The 17,770-nt window shown below is 58.3% G+C and carries 19 protein-coding genes; 12 read left to right on the top strand and 7 right to left on the bottom strand.

The window, feature by feature from the left end; genetic code table 11:
- Positions 1-37: 37 nt before the first annotated feature.
- Positions 38-898 carry a MurR/RpiR family transcriptional regulator gene (locus tag ACA074_RS21235; RefSeq protein WP_171057240.1) on the bottom strand — a complete coding sequence of 287 codons (861 nt, stop codon included), beginning with the start codon at positions 896-898 and terminating at the stop codon, positions 38-40.
- 225 nt (positions 899-1,123) lie between these two features.
- On the opposite strand from ACA074_RS21235, the gene zwf reads away from it, so the two are divergent.
- The 4 genes from zwf to ACA074_RS21215 all read left to right on the top strand — a co-directional run bounded on the left by zwf (position 1,124) and on the right by ACA074_RS21215 (position 4,871).
- Positions 1,124-2,590 (top strand): glucose-6-phosphate dehydrogenase, encoded by a 1,467-nt coding sequence (zwf, locus tag ACA074_RS21230; protein WP_187679733.1) that lies wholly within the window; start codon positions 1,124-1,126, stop codon positions 2,588-2,590.
- Positions 2,577-3,290: a 6-phosphogluconolactonase gene (pgl, locus tag ACA074_RS21225; protein ID WP_497677747.1), complete on the top strand. Its 714-nt coding sequence runs from the start codon at positions 2,577-2,579 to the stop codon at positions 3,288-3,290. Before zwf ends, pgl begins: the two co-directional genes overlap by 14 nt.
- A 17-nt stretch (positions 3,291-3,307) precedes the next feature.
- Positions 3,308-3,973 (top strand): bifunctional 4-hydroxy-2-oxoglutarate aldolase/2-dehydro-3-deoxy-phosphogluconate aldolase, encoded by a 666-nt coding sequence (locus ACA074_RS21220; RefSeq protein ID WP_497677746.1) that lies wholly within the window; start codon positions 3,308-3,310, stop codon positions 3,971-3,973.
- Positions 3,974-4,145: 172 nt separating this feature from the next.
- Positions 4,146-4,871: an intradiol ring-cleavage dioxygenase gene (locus ACA074_RS21215; protein ID WP_497677745.1), complete on the top strand. Its 726-nt coding sequence runs from the start codon at positions 4,146-4,148 to the stop codon at positions 4,869-4,871.
- Between the two features lie 5 nt (positions 4,872-4,876).
- Here ACA074_RS21215 and ACA074_RS21210 read toward each other — a convergent pair whose 3' ends face one another.
- Positions 4,877-6,058, bottom strand: coding sequence for an aminotransferase class V-fold PLP-dependent enzyme (locus ACA074_RS21210; RefSeq protein WP_497677744.1), 1,182 nt, complete (start codon positions 6,056-6,058; stop codon positions 4,877-4,879).
- Between the two features lie 31 nt (positions 6,059-6,089).
- The gene (locus tag ACA074_RS21205; protein WP_497677743.1) at positions 6,090-6,326 is read right to left on the bottom strand and encodes a DUF3820 family protein; all 237 of its coding nucleotides are present in this window, start codon (positions 6,324-6,326) and stop codon (positions 6,090-6,092) included.
- A gap of 204 nt (positions 6,327-6,530) precedes the next feature.
- Here ACA074_RS21205 and ACA074_RS21200 point away from each other — a divergent pair, with 204 nt between their 5' ends.
- Entirely contained in the window at positions 6,531-6,998 is a 468-nt protein-coding gene (locus tag ACA074_RS21200; protein WP_401267951.1) for a ferritin-like domain-containing protein, read from the top strand.
- Positions 6,999-7,121: 123 nt separating this feature from the next.
- Here the strand turns inward: ACA074_RS21200 and ACA074_RS21195 are convergent, their stop codons facing one another.
- Both ACA074_RS21195 and ACA074_RS21190 read right to left on the bottom strand, forming a co-directional pair.
- On the bottom strand, positions 7,122-7,592 hold the full coding sequence (locus tag ACA074_RS21195) for a MaoC family dehydratase (RefSeq protein ID WP_003227420.1): 471 nt from the start codon (positions 7,590-7,592) through the stop codon (positions 7,122-7,124).
- Between the two features lie 42 nt (positions 7,593-7,634).
- Positions 7,635-8,579, bottom strand: coding sequence for an alpha/beta hydrolase (locus ACA074_RS21190; RefSeq protein ID WP_497677742.1), 945 nt, complete (start codon positions 8,577-8,579; stop codon positions 7,635-7,637).
- A gap of 239 nt (positions 8,580-8,818) precedes the next feature.
- Between ACA074_RS21190 and fadD2 the strand changes: the two genes are divergently transcribed.
- Positions 8,819-10,507 carry a long-chain-fatty-acid--CoA ligase FadD2 gene (fadD2, locus tag ACA074_RS21185; protein WP_187679727.1) on the top strand — a complete coding sequence of 563 codons (1,689 nt, stop codon included), beginning with the start codon at positions 8,819-8,821 and terminating at the stop codon, positions 10,505-10,507.
- 348 nt (positions 10,508-10,855) lie between these two features.
- A complete protein-coding gene (gene fadD1, locus ACA074_RS21180; RefSeq protein WP_497677741.1) occupies positions 10,856-12,553 on the top strand; it encodes a long-chain-fatty-acid--CoA ligase FadD1 in 1,698 nt (565 codons plus the stop codon).
- Positions 12,554-12,697: 144 nt separating this feature from the next.
- On the opposite strand, the gene ACA074_RS21175 is transcribed toward fadD1, so the two are convergent.
- The gene (locus ACA074_RS21175; RefSeq protein WP_095188066.1) at positions 12,698-13,075 is read right to left on the bottom strand and encodes a hypothetical protein; all 378 of its coding nucleotides are present in this window, start codon (positions 13,073-13,075) and stop codon (positions 12,698-12,700) included.
- A gap of 198 nt (positions 13,076-13,273) precedes the next feature.
- Between ACA074_RS21175 and ACA074_RS21170 the strand changes: the two genes are divergently transcribed.
- The 3 genes from ACA074_RS21170 (at position 13,274) to def (ending at position 15,122) form a co-directional block, all read left to right on the top strand.
- Positions 13,274-13,465 carry a CsbD family protein gene (locus tag ACA074_RS21170; protein WP_187679725.1) on the top strand — a complete coding sequence of 64 codons (192 nt, stop codon included), beginning with the start codon at positions 13,274-13,276 and terminating at the stop codon, positions 13,463-13,465.
- Positions 13,466-13,628: 163 nt separating this feature from the next.
- The gene (locus ACA074_RS21165) at positions 13,629-14,579 is read left to right on the top strand and encodes a YihY/virulence factor BrkB family protein (RefSeq protein ID WP_187679724.1); all 951 of its coding nucleotides are present in this window, start codon (positions 13,629-13,631) and stop codon (positions 14,577-14,579) included.
- 3 nt (positions 14,580-14,582) lie between these two features.
- A complete protein-coding gene (gene def, locus ACA074_RS21160; protein WP_187679723.1) occupies positions 14,583-15,122 on the top strand; it encodes a peptide deformylase in 540 nt (179 codons plus the stop codon).
- Between the two features lie 16 nt (positions 15,123-15,138).
- On the opposite strand, the gene ACA074_RS21155 is transcribed toward def, so the two are convergent.
- Positions 15,139-15,546 (bottom strand): GNAT family N-acetyltransferase, encoded by a 408-nt coding sequence (locus tag ACA074_RS21155; RefSeq protein ID WP_187679722.1) that lies wholly within the window; start codon positions 15,544-15,546, stop codon positions 15,139-15,141.
- Between the two features lie 323 nt (positions 15,547-15,869).
- On the opposite strand from ACA074_RS21155, the gene ACA074_RS21150 reads away from it, so the two are divergent.
- On the top strand, positions 15,870-16,811 hold the full coding sequence (locus tag ACA074_RS21150; RefSeq protein ID WP_497677740.1) for a fatty acid desaturase: 942 nt from the start codon (positions 15,870-15,872) through the stop codon (positions 16,809-16,811).
- A gap of 55 nt (positions 16,812-16,866) precedes the next feature.
- The gene (locus tag ACA074_RS21145; RefSeq protein WP_497677739.1) at positions 16,867-17,658 is read left to right on the top strand and encodes a phosphate/phosphite/phosphonate ABC transporter substrate-binding protein; all 792 of its coding nucleotides are present in this window, start codon (positions 16,867-16,869) and stop codon (positions 17,656-17,658) included.
- Positions 17,659-17,770: the final 112 nt, after the last annotated feature.

Raw genomic sequence — 17,770 nt, 5'->3', positions numbered from 1 at the left:
TCGCGAAGAGGGTGGATCAGTCAGCCGAGATTTTGGATCAGTTGAACTCATCCCCCACCGGATACCTGCTCGCATTCAAGCTCTCTTTGATCTTGCGCAAATGCGGCTGGAAATCCACCCCGCGACGCAGCGTCATCCCCGTCGCCAGCACATCCAGCACCGTCAACTGAATGATCCGCGAAGTCATCGGCATATAGATGTCGGTGTCTTCCGGCAGCGGAATGTTCAGGCTCAAGGTACTCGCCTTGGCCAACGGCGAATTCTCCGCCGTCAGGCCGAGCACCGAAGCACCGTTCTCCCGAGCAATGCGCGCCACTTCCACCAGCTCACGGGTGCGGCCGGTGTAGGAAATGATCACGAACAACTCGCCGGTGTGTGCCACCGAAGCAATCATTCGCTGCATCAGCACATCGGCATGCGCCGTCACCGCCAAGTTGAAACGGAAGAACTTGTGCTGCGCGTCGAGAGCCACTGGAGCTGACGCACCGAGGCCGAAGAAGTGGATCTGTCGGGCCTGAATCAACAGGTCGACGGCGCGGCTGATCAGGTTCGGGTCGAGTGCCTGGCAGGCGCTGTCGAGCGAAGCGATGGCGCTGCCGAAAATCTTCTGTGTGTAGGCTTCGGGATTGTCATCGGCCTCGACCGCGCGGCTGACATACGCCGCGCCGCTGGCCAGGCTCTGGGCCAGTTGCAGCTTGAGTTCGGGGTAGCCGCTGACGCCGAACGAACGGCAGAAACGGTTGACCGTCGGTTCGCTCACCGAGGCTGCCTGGGCGAGGGCGGCGATGCTGAAACGGGTGGCCTGCTGCGGGTTGAGCAGGATCACTTCGGCGACTTTGCGTTCGGCCTTGTTCAGGTCTTCAAGGCGACTCTGGATCTGTTCCAGTAAATTTCGCACGCGGTCCATATGGAATTCCTAATTCACCTGCGCAAAGTGCGCCGGGCTATGCAAATTGGGCCTTTGATATGGCCGGTAACGGTGGCCTATCCTACTGATGGCTCCGACCGACCACCACTCGGAATCTGTATTTTGCGAAAATGTTGTGGTTATTACTACATTTTCCCTTGAGTGATGCCTTGAAAAAAGGTATTTGTAGCTTAACTTGATAAAAGAACAAACATCATGCCTTCGATTACGGTTGAACCGTGCACCTTTGCCTTGTTCGGCGCTCTTGGCGATCTCGCCCTGCGCAAGTTGTTTCCTGCCCTTTATCACCTTGACGGCGCCGACCTGTTGCACGAGGACACGCGCATCATCGCGTTGGCCCGTGAAGCGGGTTCCGAGCAAGAGCACATGGCGTTCATCGCCGCCGAACTGCGCCGCTACGTCGGCAAAGAACTGAACGAAGCCGTTGCCGAGCGCTTTCTCGCTCGCCTGACTTACCTGCACGTCGACTTCCTCAAGGCTGATGATTACGTCGCACTCGCCGAAATGGCCGGCAGCGCGCAACGCATGATTGCTTACTTCGCCACTCCGGCGGCGGTATACGGCGCGATCTGCGAGAACCTGGCGAAAGTCGGTCTGGCGGAAAACACCCGCGTAGTGCTGGAAAAACCGATCGGCTCCGATCTCGAATCCTCGCGCAAAGTGAATGATGCCGTGGCGCAGTTCTTCCCGGAGAACCGCACCTATCGCATCGACCACTACCTGGGCAAAGAGACCGTTCAAAACCTGATCGCCCTGCGTTTCGCCAACAGCCTGTTCGAAACCCAGTGGAACCAGAATTACATCTCCCACGTGGAAATCACCGTGGCCGAGAAGGTCGGCATCGAAGGCCGTTGGGGCTACTTCGACAAGGCCGGCCAGCTGCGCGACATGATTCAGAATCACCTGCTGCAACTGCTCTGCCTGATCGCCATGGACCCGCCGGCTGACCTGTCCGCCGACAGCATCCGTGACGAAAAAGTAAAAGTGCTCAAGGCCCTGGCGCCGATCAGCCCGGAAGGTCTGACCACCCAAGTGGTGCGCGGTCAATACATCGCTGGCCACAGCGAAGGCAAATCCGTACCGGGCTACCTCGAAGAACCGAACTCCAACACCCAGAGCGACACCGAAACCTTCGTCGCCCTGCGTGCCGACATCCGCAACTGGCGTTGGGCCGGTGTGCCGTTCTACCTGCGCACCGGCAAGCGTATGCCGCAGAAACTGTCGCAGATCGTCATCCACTTCAAGGAACCGTCTCACTACATCTTCGCCCCCGAGCAGCGCCTGCAGATCAGCAACAAACTGATCATCCGCCTGCAACCGGACGAAGGCATTTCCTTGCGCGTGATGACCAAAGAGCAGGGCCTGGACAAAGGCATGCAACTGCGCAGCGGCCCACTGCAACTGAATTTCTCCGACACCTGGCGTAGCGCGCGGATCCCCGATGCCTACGAGCGGTTGTTGCTGGAAGTGATGAACGGCAATCAGAACCTGTTTGTCCGTAAAGATGAAATCGAAGCCGCGTGGAAGTGGTGTGACCAGCTGATCGCCGGGTGGAAAAAATCCGGTGACGCGCCCAAGCCTTATGCGGCCGGGTCGTGGGGGCCGATGAGCTCCATTGCATTGATCACGCGGGACGGGAGGTCGTGGTATGGCGATATCTGATGTGAAACTGCCCGCGGGCGTGAACGCTCACGAATTCAAGAGCCCGGTGCTGTTGGCCGAAGGTCTGGCGCTGAACGTTGCCAAGCAGCTCGGCGATGCCCTTGCGGCACGCGGCAACGCAGTGCTGGTGGTGTCCGGCGGGCGCAGCCCGGTGGCGTTTTTCCAGCACTTGGCCAAACAGGAACTGGACTGGTCGAAGGTCGTCGTGACCCTCGCCGATGAGCGCTGGGTACCGGTCGAACACGCTGACAGCAATGCCGGTTTGCTCAAGCAGTATCTGCTCAAAGGTCCGGCAGCCAAGGCACAGTTCCTCAGCCTCTACAGCGCTGCGGCGAATGTGGAACAGGCAGCGGAAAACGCCGACCGCTTGCTCGCGGAATTGCCAGCGATTGACGTACTGGTGCTGGGCATGGGCGACGACGGTCACACCGCTTCGCTGTTCCCTGACAGCCCGAACCTCGCTGAAGCGCTGCAAGCCGACGGCACGCGCCGTTGCTGGCCGATGCTGGCACCGAGCGTGCCGCGTCAGCGCCTGACCATAAGCCGTGCGCTACTGGCTTCGGCCAAGCACAAGATTCTGTCGATTTCCGGTCAATCGAAACTGACCACCCTGAATGCCGCGCTGGCGTCCGACGACGTCGCTGCCATGCCGGTTCGCGCGTTTCTGCAACCCACGTTAGAGATTTACTGGTGCCCATGAGCCAAGGAACAGCCGCTATGACAACCCCATCCCCGACCGTTTCCATGGCGGACAAAGTTGCCCTGATCGACAGCCTCTGTGCCAAGGCGCGGATCCTGCCGGTGATCACCATCGCTCGCGAACAGGACGTGCTGCCACTGGCCGACGCCCTGGCCGCCGGTGGCCTGACTGCACTGGAAGTGACTCTGCGTTCGCAATTCGGCCTCAAGGCGATCCAGATCCTGCGCCACCAGCGCCCGGAACTGATGACCGGTGCCGGCACCGTGCTCGATCGCAACATGCTCGCAGCGGCCGAAGCGGCGGGTTCGCAATTCATCGTTACCCCTGGCATCACCCGTGACCTGCTCGAAGCCAGCGTCGACAGCCCGATTCCGCTGTTGCCGGGTATCAGCAACGCCTCCGGCATCATGGAAGGCTACGGTCTTGGCTATCGCCGCTTCAAGCTGTTCCCGGCTGAAGTCAGCGGCGGCGTCGCGGCCATCAAGGCCCTCGGCGGCCCGTTCGGCGAAGTTAAATTCTGCCCGACCGGTGGCGTTGGCCCGGCCAATATCAAAAGCTACATGGCGCTGAAAAACGTCATGTGCGTGGGCGGTAGCTGGATGCTGGATCCGGAGTGGATCAAGAACGGCGATTGGGCCCGCATTCAGGAATGCACCGCCGAGGCGTTGGCGCTGCTGGACTGATTTTTATCCGACACTTCGTTGTGTGTTCTACGGCTTTACGGTGCGCTTGGTCGGTGCACCGTTTTTTTTTGCCCTGAAAAAGTTGCGGATACATTGCTCGATACATAGTTACCGCACGCTGACTTTTCCTCGCCGCTAATCTGCGCTCTTCTTATGGAAGAGAGCATGTGTCATGGATCGAGATCCCGCTTCACCCTCAACTCAATCGGTGTACCAACTGGCCCCCGAGCAAATTCCCGGGCCGTATTTTCGCAATCCAAAACTGTTGCGTCGCAACATCAGCGAAGGAGCCGAAGGCTTGCCGCTGGTCCTGCGCCTGACCATTGTCGATGCCATGACGGGTGAGCCGGTGAGTGGCGCCCTGGTGGACATCTGGCACTGCAACGCGCGAGGCGCTTATTCGGGTTGGAGTCGGATCAATCCGGATCTGGAAGCCGATGCCGAAACAATCGGTTCGATCCCGCGCACCGACGATGACACTTATCTGCGCGGCAGTCAGTTCTGTGACCATCGAGGGCAGGCGCGATTTACCACGATTTATCCGGGGTTCTATGCCGGTCGTGCGCTGCACATTCATGTCGCGGTGCGCATCGCGGCCGGTAGCGAATACCTGGAAGAGCGCAATGTGGCCTGGGTCGGTCAGCTGTACTTTCCCGAGGTCGTCTCTCGCTCGGTGCTCAATGCCAAAGCCTATCGCGGCCGTGCTTCGTTGCCACGCAACAACGCCGAGGACGACCTGTATGCCCGCATGAACGGTGAAGCATCGACACTGACTGTCTGGCCCATTGGTCGCGATTCTTACGATGATGGGTTCTTCGGCCACCTCACCATCGGCATCGATACTTTTGCGGCGTCGTCGCAGATCAAACCCGAGGATTTCGACAAATACACCGTATAAGCGGCTCAGCGCAGTGCGTTGAGCGCACGGGTCAGCAACTGCATGTCGTCGGCTGTGGTCGTCAGTCCCGGCGTGATGCGGATGCATGGGCCGCACGCTGCACCGTTGCGCACTACGGTGAACAGGTTGTAGTCGTTGAGCAAACGTTCTGCCATCGCCTGTTGATTGTCGTGGCGGGTGAAACGCATTGACGTGATCCCGCAATACAACCGTGGATCGTCCGGGGTCATGACTTCGATGCCCGGCAAGTGCCGCACGGCGCTGACCCACAGATTGCGCAGGTAATTGAGCCGCGCACCTTTGGCTGCGGCGCCGCCCAGGGAGCGGTGCTCCTCGAACACCAGCGGCAAGGTCATCAGTGCTGGAATGTTCGGCGTGCTGTAAGACGTACGCGCACGGATGTCATTGGCTGGATAGTGCATCTCGCCCATGTCCGGATCGATATCGGCCAGACGTTGCGGGGCGATATAGAGAAAGCCGAGAGTCAGCGGTGCACCAATCCATTTGTGCAGGTTGTAGCCGGCGAAGGTAATGCCCAGCGCTTCGAGATTGAACTCCATCTGGCCGAGGGCGTGGGCGCCGTCAAGGATGATGTCCACGCCGTGTTCCTTGGCCAGTGTTGCGATTGCCTGCACCGGCATCACCAGGCCGGTGCGATGGGTGACATGGGTCAGCGCCATCAACTTGAGTTTCGGATGGCGGATGAATGTCTCGCGATACGTCTCCAGCAGGCTGTCGAAACTGGCCGGGTGCGTGTGGCTGATCTCGATCACCTCTACGCCGCGCTGCCGTGCCAGCCAGCGCATGGCGCCCTTGACCGTGTCGTATTCAAGATCGCAGATCAGCACCTGGTCGCCCGGCTGCAAGCGGTTGTAGTTGCGGATCAGCGATTGCAGGCCTTCGGTGGCGTTGCGGGTAAAGGCGACGCTTTGCGCGCGCACACCGATCAGTTCGGCCAGTTGCGCGCGAATGTCGAGGTTGTCGTGTTGTTCGAAGCGTTGGCGCACATACACCGAGTTGCTGTTGTTGATCAGTTCGATGTTGCGCTGGTACTCCTCGATCACCGTGCGCGACATGCGGCCGAAGTAACCGTTTTCCAGGTTCACTGGGCCGGGATGAACGTCGTAACGATCGGCGAACGTCTGCCAGAAGGCTTCGTCACGGGCGCGGCGGGTGTTATCGGGCATGATCGGGCTGAACTCTATAGAGGAGGGCGCTTCAGTGGCGCGGAGCAGGTTTGCCGTGTTTGGCGCGCAGCGGTTCAAGCAGATCAGACAAGCCGTTGTGGTCGATTTCCTGCATCAATGCCAGCAAGCCCCCGAGTTCACCGTGGGGAAATCCCTCGCGGGCGAACCAGTTCAGGTAAGGGCTTGGCAGGTCGGCAATGATCCGGCCCTTGTACTTGCCGAAGGGCATTTCGCGGGTGATCAGCAGTTCGAGTTTTTCAGGATTCATCGAGTTTCGGTCTGGATTCAATTCAAACTGGAAAATACAGGCATTCTGCATGCAGGCCAAATGACAGATCATGCAAATAACCGGGATACAGATAGTTCCTTTATATTTAAGTTATTGATAAATAAAGAATAATTCTAAAATAAAAAGCTGGCACGCTCACTGCAATATCCCTTGCATCTTCCACCGATCGCAAGGAATTGAAAAATGACCGACATGAATAAAGAAGCCATCTCTGTACTCAATGACCTGATTGAAACCAGCAAGGACGGTCAGGAAGGGTTCAAGACTTGCGCTGAAGACATCAAGCATCCAGAACTGAAAACCCTGTTTGTGTCCCGCTCTGCCGATTGCGCCACTGCCGCTGCTGAACTGCAAGCTGAAGTGCGTAAACTCGGCGGCGATCCGGAAACTTCCACCAGCGTCAGCGGTGACCTGCACCGCCGTTGGGTAGACGTCAAAGCCATGTTCACCGGCAAGGACGAAGAGGCTGTACTGAACGAAGCCGAGCGCGGTGAAGACCATGCGCTGAAGGCTTATCGTGAAGCCATGGAGAAAATCAACAAGCACAACCTGGTGGGTATTCGTGACCTGGTTGAACGCCAGTATCACGGCGTACAGCGCAATCACGATCAGGTGAAAGCCCTGCGTAACCAGGCTCGCGCACGCTCGTAAGCGTCACTGAAAAAACTGTGGGAGCGAGCCTGCTCGCGAATATGGTGTGTCATGCAACGATGATGTTGCTGACACGACCTCTTCGCGAGCAGGCTCGCTCCCACTTTTGTTTTGCGCTATCAATCAGCCAATACTGATCGCCGGCAACGTCGGCAGCGTCACAGTCTGCTGCTTGCGTGGCGCAAGAATTTCCGCCTCGCCATCCACCACCAACTCATCACGCTGATTGAACACGCGAGTGGCAATGCGCACGCGAAATTTCGGCAGCTTCTCGAGAATTTCCAGACGCACCGTCAGCGTGTCGCCAATCTTCACCGGCTTCTGAAAGCTCATCTGCTGACCGATATAAATAGTGCCCGGCCCAGGCAGTTCGCAAGCCACCGCAGCACTGATCAGCGCGCCGCTGAACATGCCGTGGGCGATGCGTTCCTTGAACATGCTGGCGGCGGCGAATTCGGCGTCCAGGTGCACCGGGTTGTGGTCGCCGGACATCGCGGCGAACAACTGAATGTCACGCTCTTCGACAGTCTTGCTGTAGCTGGCGGTCTGGCCGACTTCGAGGGCTTCGTAAGGGATGTTGGTAACTTGGGTCATCGGTCTTGATTCCTGTGATGGATCAAATGAATCCACAAAAAATTATTCGCTACGTTGAGGGCGCGGATGGCTCAGGGCCTGGTCGATCCAGGCCAGCACATCGGTGATCACTTCGTCGCGATTGGTTTCGTTGAACAATTCGTGCCGCGCCTGCGGGTAGATCTTCAGTTGCAGGTTCTGGCTGCCGGCGGTGCGCAAGGCATTGGCCAGATCTGTCAGACGCTTGCCCTCGCTCACCGGATCACATTCACCACCAATCACCAGCAGCGGCAGGCCCGGGGCTATCTGGGCGAGAGTGGACGCTTTGCTGATTTGCTGCAAGCCGCCGAGCAAGTCGATCCACAGTTGATTGGTGCAGCGAAAGCCGCACAGCGGGTCGGCAGCGTACTGGTCGACTTCGGCCGGATCGCGGCTTAGCCAGTCAAACGGCGTACGCACCGGTTTGAATTTTTTGTTGAACGAGCCGAACGACAACCACTCGATCAGCGCGCTGCGACCCTTGCCACCCTGGCGCAGTTTTTCCAGGCGGGCGATCTGCCGCGCAGCGCCATAAAGCGCTACCGGTTGAAAGTTCGAGCCACTGAGAATCGCCCCGTGCAGGCTGGCGCTGTGGTGCAACATATAGCCTTGGGCGAGGTAGCTGCCCATGCTGTGCCCGAGCAGAATGATCGGCACGCCGGGGTGCTGTTGGCCTATGTATTGATTGAGGCTGGCCAGATCACCGACGACTTTGCACCAGCCGTCATCGTCAGCGAAATGCCCGAGGGTGCCGTTATCGGCAGTTCTGCCATGTCCACGCAGGTCCGGGGCGTACACGCCATAACCTTCGGCGCAGAACCGCTCTGCCAGCCGCTGGTATCGCGCGCTGTGCTCGGCCATGCCGTGGGCCAGCAGGATCACGGCCTTCAGCGGAGTGGCCGGCAACCACTGATTGACGAAGAGGCGACTGCGGTCACTCGCGTCCAGCCATAGGGTGTCGTGGATCATGGCGATTCCTTTGCTCATAGTCGAAACAGTGTATAGCGCATCTGTCGTCCGCCGTCTGATCAGCCCACGCCACGGCAGGAAGATTCACACGATCAATGACGGCTTTAGCCGTATTTGCCTGATTGGCCATAACTGCTAGTGTCCGTGAAGCTCCGCTTTTTGCTTTCTGTATTCAAGGGATGAACGAGAAATGACAGAAACGCGGCCCCGGATCGGCTCAGGTAAAGAGGACAAGAACAATGCAACCTGATTTCTGGAATGACAAACGCCCGGCCGGCGTACCGCTGGACATCGACATGGCTGAGTTCAAGTCGGTGATCGAGGTGTTCGAGCGTTCCTGCAAGAAGTTCGCGGATCGCCCGGCGTTCAGCAACATGGGCGTGACCCTGACTTACGCCGAACTCGAACGCCAGAGCGCCGCTTTCGCCGGTTATCTGCAAGCACATACCGATCTGGTGCCGGGGGATCGCATCGCGGTGCAGATGCCCAACATCCTGCATTACCCGATTGCCGTGTTCGGCGCCTTGCGCGCCGGGCTGATCGTGGTCAACACCAACCCGCTCTACACCGCGCGGGAGATGCGCCATCAGTTCAAGGACTCCGGCGCACGGGCGCTGGTGTACCTGAACATGTTCGGCCAGAAAGTCCAGGAAGTGCTGGCCGACACCGATATTCAATACCTGATCGAAGCGAAGATGGGCGACCTGATGCCTACCGCCAAAGGCTGGCTGGTCAACACCGTCGTCAGCAAGGTGAAGAAGATGGTGCCGGCGTATTCGCTGCCGCAGGCGGTCTCTTTCAAAAGCGCGTTGCGTCTGGGTCGGGGGCAGGGCATCAAGCCATTGAAAGTCGGTCTCGACGACATCGCCGTGCTGCAATACACCGGCGGCACCACCGGGCTGGCCAAGGGCGCGATGCTCACGCATGGCAATCTCGTGGCGAACATGCAGCAAGTGCGCGCCTGTCTCGCGCAACTGGGGCCTGATGGCCAGCCATTGCTGCGTGAAGGCCAGGAAGTGATGGTCGCGCCACTGCCGCTGTACCACATCTATGCCTTCACCGCGAACTGCATGTGCATGATGGTTTCCGGCAACCACAACGTGCTGATCACCAATCCGCGAGACATTGCCGGGTTCATCAAGGAGCTGAAGAACTGGCGCTTCTCCGCATTACTGGGTTTGAACACACTGTTTGTCGCGCTGATGGAGCACCCGGATTTCAAGACCCTGGATTTCTCCAGCCTGAAACTGACCAATTCCGGCGGCACTGCGCTGGTGAAAGCCACGGCCGAACGCTGGGAGCAGATCACCGGTTGCCGTATCACCGAAGGCTATGGTCTGACCGAAACATCGCCGGTTGCCTGCACCAACCCGTACGGCGACCAGTCGCGTCTGGGCACGGTTGGCTTGCCCGTGCCGGGCACGCTGTTGAAAGTCATCAACGATGACGGCGTCGAGCAGCCGCTGGGCGAGCGGGGCGAGTTGTGCATCAAGGGCCCGCAGATCATGAAAGGCTACTGGCACAAACCCGAAGCCACCGCCGAAGTGCTGGATGCCGAGGGCTGGTTCAAGTCCGGCGACATCGCGGTGATCGAACCGGACGGCTTTGTGCGCATCGTCGATCGCAAGAAGGACATGATCATCGTCTCCGGTTTCAACGTGTACCCCAACGAGATCGAGGACGTGGTGATGGCCCACCCGAAAGTCGCCAACTGTGCGGTGATCGGCGTGCCGGACGAGCGTTCGGGGGAGGCGGTGAAGCTGTTTGTGGTGGCGCGGGAAAGCGGGGTCAGTCTTGAAGAGCTGAAGGCTTACTGCAAAGAGAATTTCACGGCGTACAAGGTGCCGAAACACATAGTGTTGCGTGAGTCGTTGCCGATGACGCCTGTAGGGAAAATTCTGCGGCGTGAGTTGCGCGACATCGCCTGAAGATCAGAAGCGAAAAGATCGCAGCCTTCGGCAGCTCCTACATTGGAATGTGTTCCCTGTAGGAGCTGCCGAAGGCTGCGATCTTTTGCTTGGACGACCCGGAAAACCGGGGTTTCCAAGGTAATATAGGATTTTTGCTCTAAAATGACTGCTAGATAGTCTTGAGTCATCAATGTGACTGTAGGGGCCGCTTTTGGCTCTAGGCGACCCTCGGCAAAGCTGCTACTCTCGGCGCGCTTTGTGACTTCTCGGCCTCTGTAAAAGCCAGATTCACCAATACAAAACACACACCAATAATAATCGCATCAAATGCGGTGAAGAATTCGCGTTGCTGAGGAGTGGGCTTCCATGATCGAAGACTTTTGGAAGGATAAATACCCGGCTGGCATTGCTGCCGAGATCAATCCAGACGAGTATCCGAACATTCAGGCAGTGTTGAAGCAATCCTGCCAACGCTTCGCCAACAAACCGGCTTTCAGCAACCTGGGCAAGACAATCACCTACGGTGAGTTGTACGAATTGTCCGGTGCATTTGCCGCGTATCTGCAACAGCATACCGATTTGCAGCCCGGTGATCGAATCGCCGTGCAACTGCCCAACGTTCTGCAGTACCCGGTCGCTGTCTTCGGTGCGATACGCGCCGGGCTGATCGTGGTCAACACCAACCCGCTGTACACCGCGCGGGAAATGGAACACCAATTCAACGACTCCGGTGCCAAGGCGCTGGTGTGCCTGGCGAACATGGCGCACCTGGCCGAAGCCGTGTTGCCGAAAACCGGCGTCAAACACGTCATCGTCACCGAAGTCGCCGACCTGCTGCCGCCGATCAAGCGCTTGCTGATCAACAGCGTCATCAAGTACGTGAAGAAGATGGTGCCGGCCTATCACTTGCCAAAAGCCGTCAAGTTCAACGACGTGCTGAGCAAGGGCCAGGGTCAGCCTGTGGCTGAAGCCAACCCGGACAGCGGTGACGTCGCGGTGCTGCAATACACTGGCGGCACCACGGGCGTTGCCAAAGGCGCAATGCTGACCCACCGCAACCTCGTCGCCAACATGCTGCAGTGCAAGGCGCTGATGGGGTCCAACCTCAATGAAGGTTGCGAGATCCTGATCACGCCACTGCCGCTGTACCACATCTATGCGTTCACCTTTCATTGCATGGCGATGATGCTGATCGGCAACCACAACATCCTGATCAGCAACCCGCGTGATCTGCCGGCGATGGTCAAGGAACTGTCGAAGTGGAAGTTCAGCGGTTTCGTCGGCCTGAATACACTGTTCGTGGCGCTGTGCAACAACGAAGGCTTCCGCAAGCTGGATTTCTCCGCGCTCAAGGTCACCTTGTCCGGCGGCATGGCCCTGCAACTGGCCGCTGCCGAACGCTGGAAAGACGTGACCGGTTGCGCCATCTGCGAAGGTTACGGCATGACCGAAACCAGTCCGGTGGCCACGGTCAACCCGATCCAGCACATCCAGATCGGCACCATCGGCATTCCAGTGCCGTCGACCCTGTGCAAAGTCATCGACGATGCCGGTGTCGAGCAGCCGCTAGGTGAAATCGGCGAACTGTGCGTCAAGGGCCCGCAAGTGATGAAAGGCTACTGGCAGCGTCAGGAAGCCACCGATGAAATGCTCGACAGCGACGGCTGGCTGAAGACCGGTGACATCGCGCTGATCCAGCCGGACGGCTACATGCGCATTGTCGATCGCAAGAAAGATATGATTCTGGTCTCCGGTTTCAACGTCTATCCGAATGAACTGGAAGATGTACTGGCGACCCTGCCGGGCGTGTTGCAGTGCGCGGCCATTGGCGTCCCGGACGAGAAGTCGGGCGAGGCAATCAAGATCTTTATCGTCGTCAAACCGGGCGTAACGCTGACCAAAGAGCAGGTGATGGATCACATGCGCGCCAACGTCACCGGCTACAAGGTGCCGCGCTCCGTGGAATTCCGCGATGCGCTGCCAACCACCAACGTCGGCAAGATCCTGCGTCGTGAGTTGCGTGATGAAGAGCTGAAGAAGATCAAGGCGAAGAACGCCGCGTAAAACAAAAAGCCCCGCAGATGCGGGGCTTTTTGATTTTGGCCGGCAGATATTCTGTGCCTGTGAGGCCGTTTTCGCGAGCAGGCTCGCTCCCACATTGAAATGCGGTTTACTGTGGGAGCGAGCCTGCTCGCGAAGCTTTTGCGGTTACTGACGAAACGGCGCGAAGTTCACGTTGGTCCCCGCCGGACGCATGTCCTGCAGATACGAATCCTTGTCCGCACTCAACTCCAGGCTCAGCGCGGCTTTGCGCTTGCCCTCGTTGCGAATCACCAGACCCTCAAGCTTTTCACGCAGAAACACCGTCGGCACTTTCAAGTGCAGCAGTTCGTCGGTGGCCGGCGTGTGCATCAGCAGGTGAATCCACTCGTACTGACCAACGGCCAGGCGCGTCACCGGCAGGTCGAACCACCAGATGTTGCGATTGCGGTTCAGTTCGGCGAAGTGGCAGTTGTTGCTGCCGAGCACAGCGCCGCCCAGTTCCTGGTTTCGACGGGCAATGGCCTGCTTTTTATCGAGTTTCATAACATTCCTGCGGGATCGGTTCTCTGGCGCATGGCGCCCATATGGAGCGCATTCTCAAGGCAACGCTCGCAAACATAAAGCCCAACCTGCACGCCGCGACGAAATGAGCCGCTGAAAATAAATGAAACTCGCCGCAAATCCCGCCGGTCAATCATTACGTACTGACTTTTCCCCCTAATTGCACCAAGGAGAAACACCATGAGTAGCACAGGCGATAAAGTAAAAGGCATGGCCAACGAAGCAGTCGGCAACGTCAAACAAGGCGTCGGTAAAGCCACCGACAACACCAAGCTGCAAGCTGAAGGCAAGATTCAAGAGAAAAAAGGCGAAGCCCAGCAAGCCGTTGGCAAAGCCAAAGATGCAGTGAAGAAAACCGTCGACAAGGCGTAATTGCGTTGTGAACGAAAAACAGAAGCGGCCATCCAAGGATGGCCGTTTTTGTGTCTAAGCCCTGCGCTGGCCCACCACTGGTCGCCAAGTAGGCTACCGTGATGTAAAAACGGCCCCTGAGTCGCCACGACTTCAACCTGTATTGCGGCGAAAGGAGACGCGAATGATATTTCCGGACATGAAAGGTCTGCCCCTGCACCGGGTGATGGTGCGCACGGTCACTGAGTTCGTCGACGACGAGATGTCGACGTACGCCTCGGCTCTGGCTTACCAGATGCTGTTCTCGCTGTTCCCGTTCATTTTGTTCCTGATCGCCCTGATCGGTTTCCTGCACCTGCCGGACTTCTTTTCCTGGCTGCGCCTGCAATCGGAGCTGGTGCTGCCACCGCAGGCGCTGGAGCAGGTCAACCCGGTAATCGATCAATTGCAGCAGTCCAAGGGTGGGTTGCTGTCAGTGGGTATTGTCATCGCCCTCTACACCGCTTCCGCCGGTGTGCGCCTGATGATGAGCGCAATGAACGCGGCCTACGATGTGGTCGAGGGGCGCCCGATCTGGAAGCGGTTTCCACTGTCGATTTTCTATACCGTCGGCATTGCCGGCATGCTCCTGGTGGCTGCCGCGCTGATGGTGCTTGGGCCGCAGGTGATGGGCTGGATCGCGGCGCAGGTGGGGCTGGAAGAATTCATCGTCACCCTATGGACCATCGCGCGCTGGCCGGTGATCGTGATTCTGATGATGGTTGCCGTGGCACTGATCTATTACGTGATGCCCGACGTCAAACAGGAATTCCGCTTCATCACACCCGGCTCGGTATTGGCCGTAGTGGTGTGGATCATCGCTTCGTTGGGTTTCGCGTTCTACGTGAAAACCTTCGCCAACTACAACGCAATGTATGGCAGCATCGGTGCAATCATCGTTCTGTTGCTGTACTTCTACATCTCCGCTGCGGTCCTGTTGCTCGGTGCCGAGATGAATGCGGTGATTGAGCACATGTCCAGCGAAGGCAAGGATTCGGGTGAGAAAGTCCCCGGCGAACTCGATGAACATCCCAAACAACACGTCTCGGGCCTGGGCCGCGATCACTCGCTCAAGCCGGACACTGACGAAGTCTGATCAATGATCCGTGAAATCCTCAAAATGGGCGACGAGCGCCTGTTGCGTATTGCCCCACCCGTGCCAGCCGAGATGTTCGACAGCCCTGAACTCTGGCAACTGATCGACGACATGTTCCAGACCATGGAAAGTGTCGGCGGCGTCGGCCTTGCCGCGCCGCAGATCGGTGTAGACCTGCAACTAGTGATCTTCGGTTTCGAGCACAGTGAACGTTACCCGGACGCCGAAGCGGTGCCGCAGACGATTTTGATCAACCCGCTGATCACACCGTTGAATCCATTGACGGAAGAGGGCTTCGAAGGATGCCTGTCAGTGCCGGGATTGCGTGGTGCGGTGGAGCGTTATCAGCAAATTCGCTACGAAGGTTTTGATCCGAAAGGCCAGCCGATCGTGCGCGTGGCTGCAGGTTTTCACGCGAGGGTGGTGCAGCATGAGTGCGATCACCTGATCGGCCGGTTGTATCCGTCGCGGATTACCGACTTCAGCAAGTTCGGCTTTACCGAAGTGATGTTCCCGGATCTCGATCCAGCCGCAGACGACTAGCAACAATCAAAAGATCTTATAAACGCCCCATCGCAATCATCGGCTTGCTCCGCGCATACCGGCTCAAGCGCTCCGCCATCGCCTGGGGCAGGGCAGGGTCGATACTGAATCCGCGTCGCTCATAAAACCCACGCAAATCCGGATGACAGAACAGCCACACCGGTTCTGTCACATCCTTCACTGCCGCCGTGATCAACTGCGCGGCAAGCCCTTGCTCACGACACGTCGGATCGACAAACAACCCGGTCAACCAACGCCCACCTGCTACCGGCCGCAAACACAACGCCGCAACAATGTCGCCACGTCGCGCCACCCACAATTGCGCCTCGCGCACGGCTTTCATCGAGGATTGGTGGCTGCGGTAAAACTTGTTCATCAACGGCCAAAGCGACTCGTCGAGCAGTGTGTATTGGGTATCGGGCATGGGATCGGACTGGCGGTGAGGGAAGCGGCGATTATAAAAGAACGCGCGCCTTAGGATAGGTGTATACCTGAGCCTACAGCCCTGTGAGTGGAGACCCATCATGTCCAAAGGTATGGATTCAAAGAAAGCCGCGAAGAAGAAACCGGCCAAGACTGCGATTGAAAAACGTGCGGAAAAGAAAGCCAAGAAAGTCGACATTTTCGGCCATTGATCACGCCCCTCAGGAGCTCGATTCTCGGGCTCCTGCCTGAACCTGAAAATAATCTGCAAGATTTACCGCTGCCGTTGCACAGAGGGAGAAGATTCCCGTTCCGAGCAACGACATGGCCCATTACTTCGACGCCACCCATCGCCAAAACATAGAAACCCTGCGTCAACGCTTTACCGCCCGCACCGAATGGCCGACCTGGCTGTTGCTGATCGGCGTGTATGGCGGCTGGTTCGCCATCATCTTCAATAGCGAATGGCTCGGTCGCGGCTTGACCACGGTGTTGCTGATCCCGCTGCTGGTGTTGTGGCTGTCGGTGCAGCATGAGTTGCTCCACGGTCATCCGACCCGCTCGACCCTCTTCAATAAAATCCTCGGCTACGCGCCATTTGCGGTGTGGTATCCGTACACCTTGTATCGCGACAGCCATTTGTTGCATCACCGCGATGAGGATCTGACGGTTCCCGGTGTCGATCCGGAAAGTCGTTACCTGACGAGTGCAGGCTGGCAGGGCAGTTCTTTGTTCGAGCGCAGCCTGCACTGGTTGAACAAAACGGTGATCGGCCGTTTCGTGATTGGTGCACCGCTGGGACTTGTTGCACTGGCCGGCGAAGAGCTGCAACGGTTGAAAAACGGCGAACGCCAAGCCTGGATAATGTGGCTGACCCATGGTGCCTGCACGCTGCTGATGCTCTGGCTCATCGCCCGTTACAGTGTGTTACCGGTGTGGCATTACCTGTTGCTGATCAGTGTGCCGGCGCTGTCGATCGCAATGATTCGCTCCTACTATGAACACCGCCCGCACGCTCAACCGGAGCGCCGCACGGTGCTCAACGAGGCCGGGTGGCCGTGGCGCTGGCTGTTTCTCAATCTCAACTTTCATTTGGTGCATCACGACTTGCCGGGGCTGGCGTGGTACGACTTGCCGCAGGTTTATCGGATGCATCGCGAGCAGTGGATCGCGCGCAGTGGCGGCTTTCTGGTGCAGGGGTACGGGCAGTTGTGGCGGCAGAACGGGTTGAGGCCGATCGACAGTCCCGAGCATCCGTTTCACTGATTTCAAAAGCACCACCGCTCCCACATTGGAATTTTGTTGTCCGGGAAGAATGTGCATGACCCAACACCACATCGAACTGCTGATGTACACCGCCCCGGAGCCAATCCGGGCGGCCAATGACCGCTGGATCAAACGCATCCTCGACCATTTGGGCCACTCGCGTCTGAGCGCCGAAAGCCTGTCGCTGCCCGAGCTGTGGTTATCACCGGATCTACTGCTGACCCAAACCTGCGGCTATCCCTTGATGACCTTGCTGCGCGGTCAGGTCCGCATCGTCGGTCGCCCACGCTACGAACTGCCCGACGCCAGCGCCGGCAACCATTGCAGCCTGATCCTCAGTCGCGCCGACGACACACGCGAAACCCTGGCGGACTTTCGCCACAGCCGCGGGGTGATCAACAGCGAAGACTCCAACAGCGGCATGAACCTGCTGCGTCAGCGTCTGGTGTCATTGCAGCAGGACGGGCGTTTTTTCGCCTCGGTCGGCATCAGCGGCGGCCACCGCGAGAGCTTGCGCTGGTTGCGGGACAGTCGCGCCGATCTGGCGGCCATCGACAGCGTCACCTACGCCTGTCTCGCCCATTACGCGCCCGAGGAGGTAAGCGGATTGCGCGTGGTGGCGCGCAGTGCGTTGAGTCCGACGTTGCCGTTCATTACCGTCGCCGCCGCAACAGACAAACAGGTTGAACGGTTGCGCCAGGTCATGAACCTGTCTCTGAGCGAACTTCCCGACGTCGCACAGACCCTGGGTCTTGCCGAGGTGCTGCCAGCCAGCGAAAGCGACTATCAGATCGTGCTCGATTACCAGCGAGAGGCCGAGGCACTGGGCTACGGCCAATTACGCTAATTCGATAATCGAATATAAAAATAATATTTAAATATTATTAATGCATAAGGCGCCTTGCTAGGATCGCGCCACCGGACGACCGGACATTCAGCGACCCCTAACCCAGGAGCCC

It is taken from the genome of Pseudomonas sp. LBUM1655 (assembly GCF_059716085.1).
Note: the sequence above shows the minus strand (reverse complement) of the source record. Positions and strands in the feature narration are given on the sequence as shown.

Bases quoted from the DNA above. Each gene is read 5' to 3' on its own strand.
- zwf (WP_187679733.1), top strand. From the start codon at position 1,124: ATGCCTTCGATTACGGTTGAACCGTGCACCTTTGCCTTGTTCGGCGCT.
- pgl (WP_497677747.1), top strand. From the start codon at position 2,577: ATGGCGATATCTGATGTGAAACTGCCCGCGGGCGTGAACGCTCACGAA.
- ACA074_RS21220 (WP_497677746.1), top strand. From the start codon at position 3,308: ATGACAACCCCATCCCCGACCGTTTCCATGGCGGACAAAGTTGCCCTG.
- ACA074_RS21215 (WP_497677745.1), top strand. From the start codon at position 4,146: ATGGATCGAGATCCCGCTTCACCCTCAACTCAATCGGTGTACCAACTG.
- ACA074_RS21210 (WP_497677744.1), bottom strand. From the start codon at position 6,058: ATGCCCGATAACACCCGCCGCGCCCGTGACGAAGCCTTCTGGCAGACG.
- ACA074_RS21205 (WP_497677743.1), bottom strand. From the start codon at position 6,326: ATGAATCCTGAAAAACTCGAACTGCTGATCACCCGCGAAATGCCCTTC.
- ACA074_RS21200 (WP_401267951.1), top strand. From the start codon at position 6,531: ATGACCGACATGAATAAAGAAGCCATCTCTGTACTCAATGACCTGATT.
- ACA074_RS21195 (WP_003227420.1), bottom strand. From the start codon at position 7,592: ATGACCCAAGTTACCAACATCCCTTACGAAGCCCTCGAAGTCGGCCAG.
- ACA074_RS21190 (WP_497677742.1), bottom strand. From the start codon at position 8,579: ATGATCCACGACACCCTATGGCTGGACGCGAGTGACCGCAGTCGCCTC.
- fadD2 (WP_187679727.1), top strand. From the start codon at position 8,819: ATGCAACCTGATTTCTGGAATGACAAACGCCCGGCCGGCGTACCGCTG.
- fadD1 (WP_497677741.1), top strand. From the start codon at position 10,856: ATGATCGAAGACTTTTGGAAGGATAAATACCCGGCTGGCATTGCTGCC.
- ACA074_RS21175 (WP_095188066.1), bottom strand. From the start codon at position 13,075: ATGAAACTCGATAAAAAGCAGGCCATTGCCCGTCGAAACCAGGAACTG.
- ACA074_RS21170 (WP_187679725.1), top strand. From the start codon at position 13,274: ATGAGTAGCACAGGCGATAAAGTAAAAGGCATGGCCAACGAAGCAGTC.
- ACA074_RS21165 (WP_187679724.1), top strand. From the start codon at position 13,629: ATGATATTTCCGGACATGAAAGGTCTGCCCCTGCACCGGGTGATGGTG.
- def (WP_187679723.1), top strand. From the start codon at position 14,583: ATGATCCGTGAAATCCTCAAAATGGGCGACGAGCGCCTGTTGCGTATT.
- ACA074_RS21155 (WP_187679722.1), bottom strand. From the start codon at position 15,546: ATGCCCGATACCCAATACACACTGCTCGACGAGTCGCTTTGGCCGTTG.
- ACA074_RS21150 (WP_497677740.1), top strand. From the start codon at position 15,870: ATGGCCCATTACTTCGACGCCACCCATCGCCAAAACATAGAAACCCTG.
- ACA074_RS21145 (WP_497677739.1), top strand. From the start codon at position 16,867: ATGACCCAACACCACATCGAACTGCTGATGTACACCGCCCCGGAGCCA.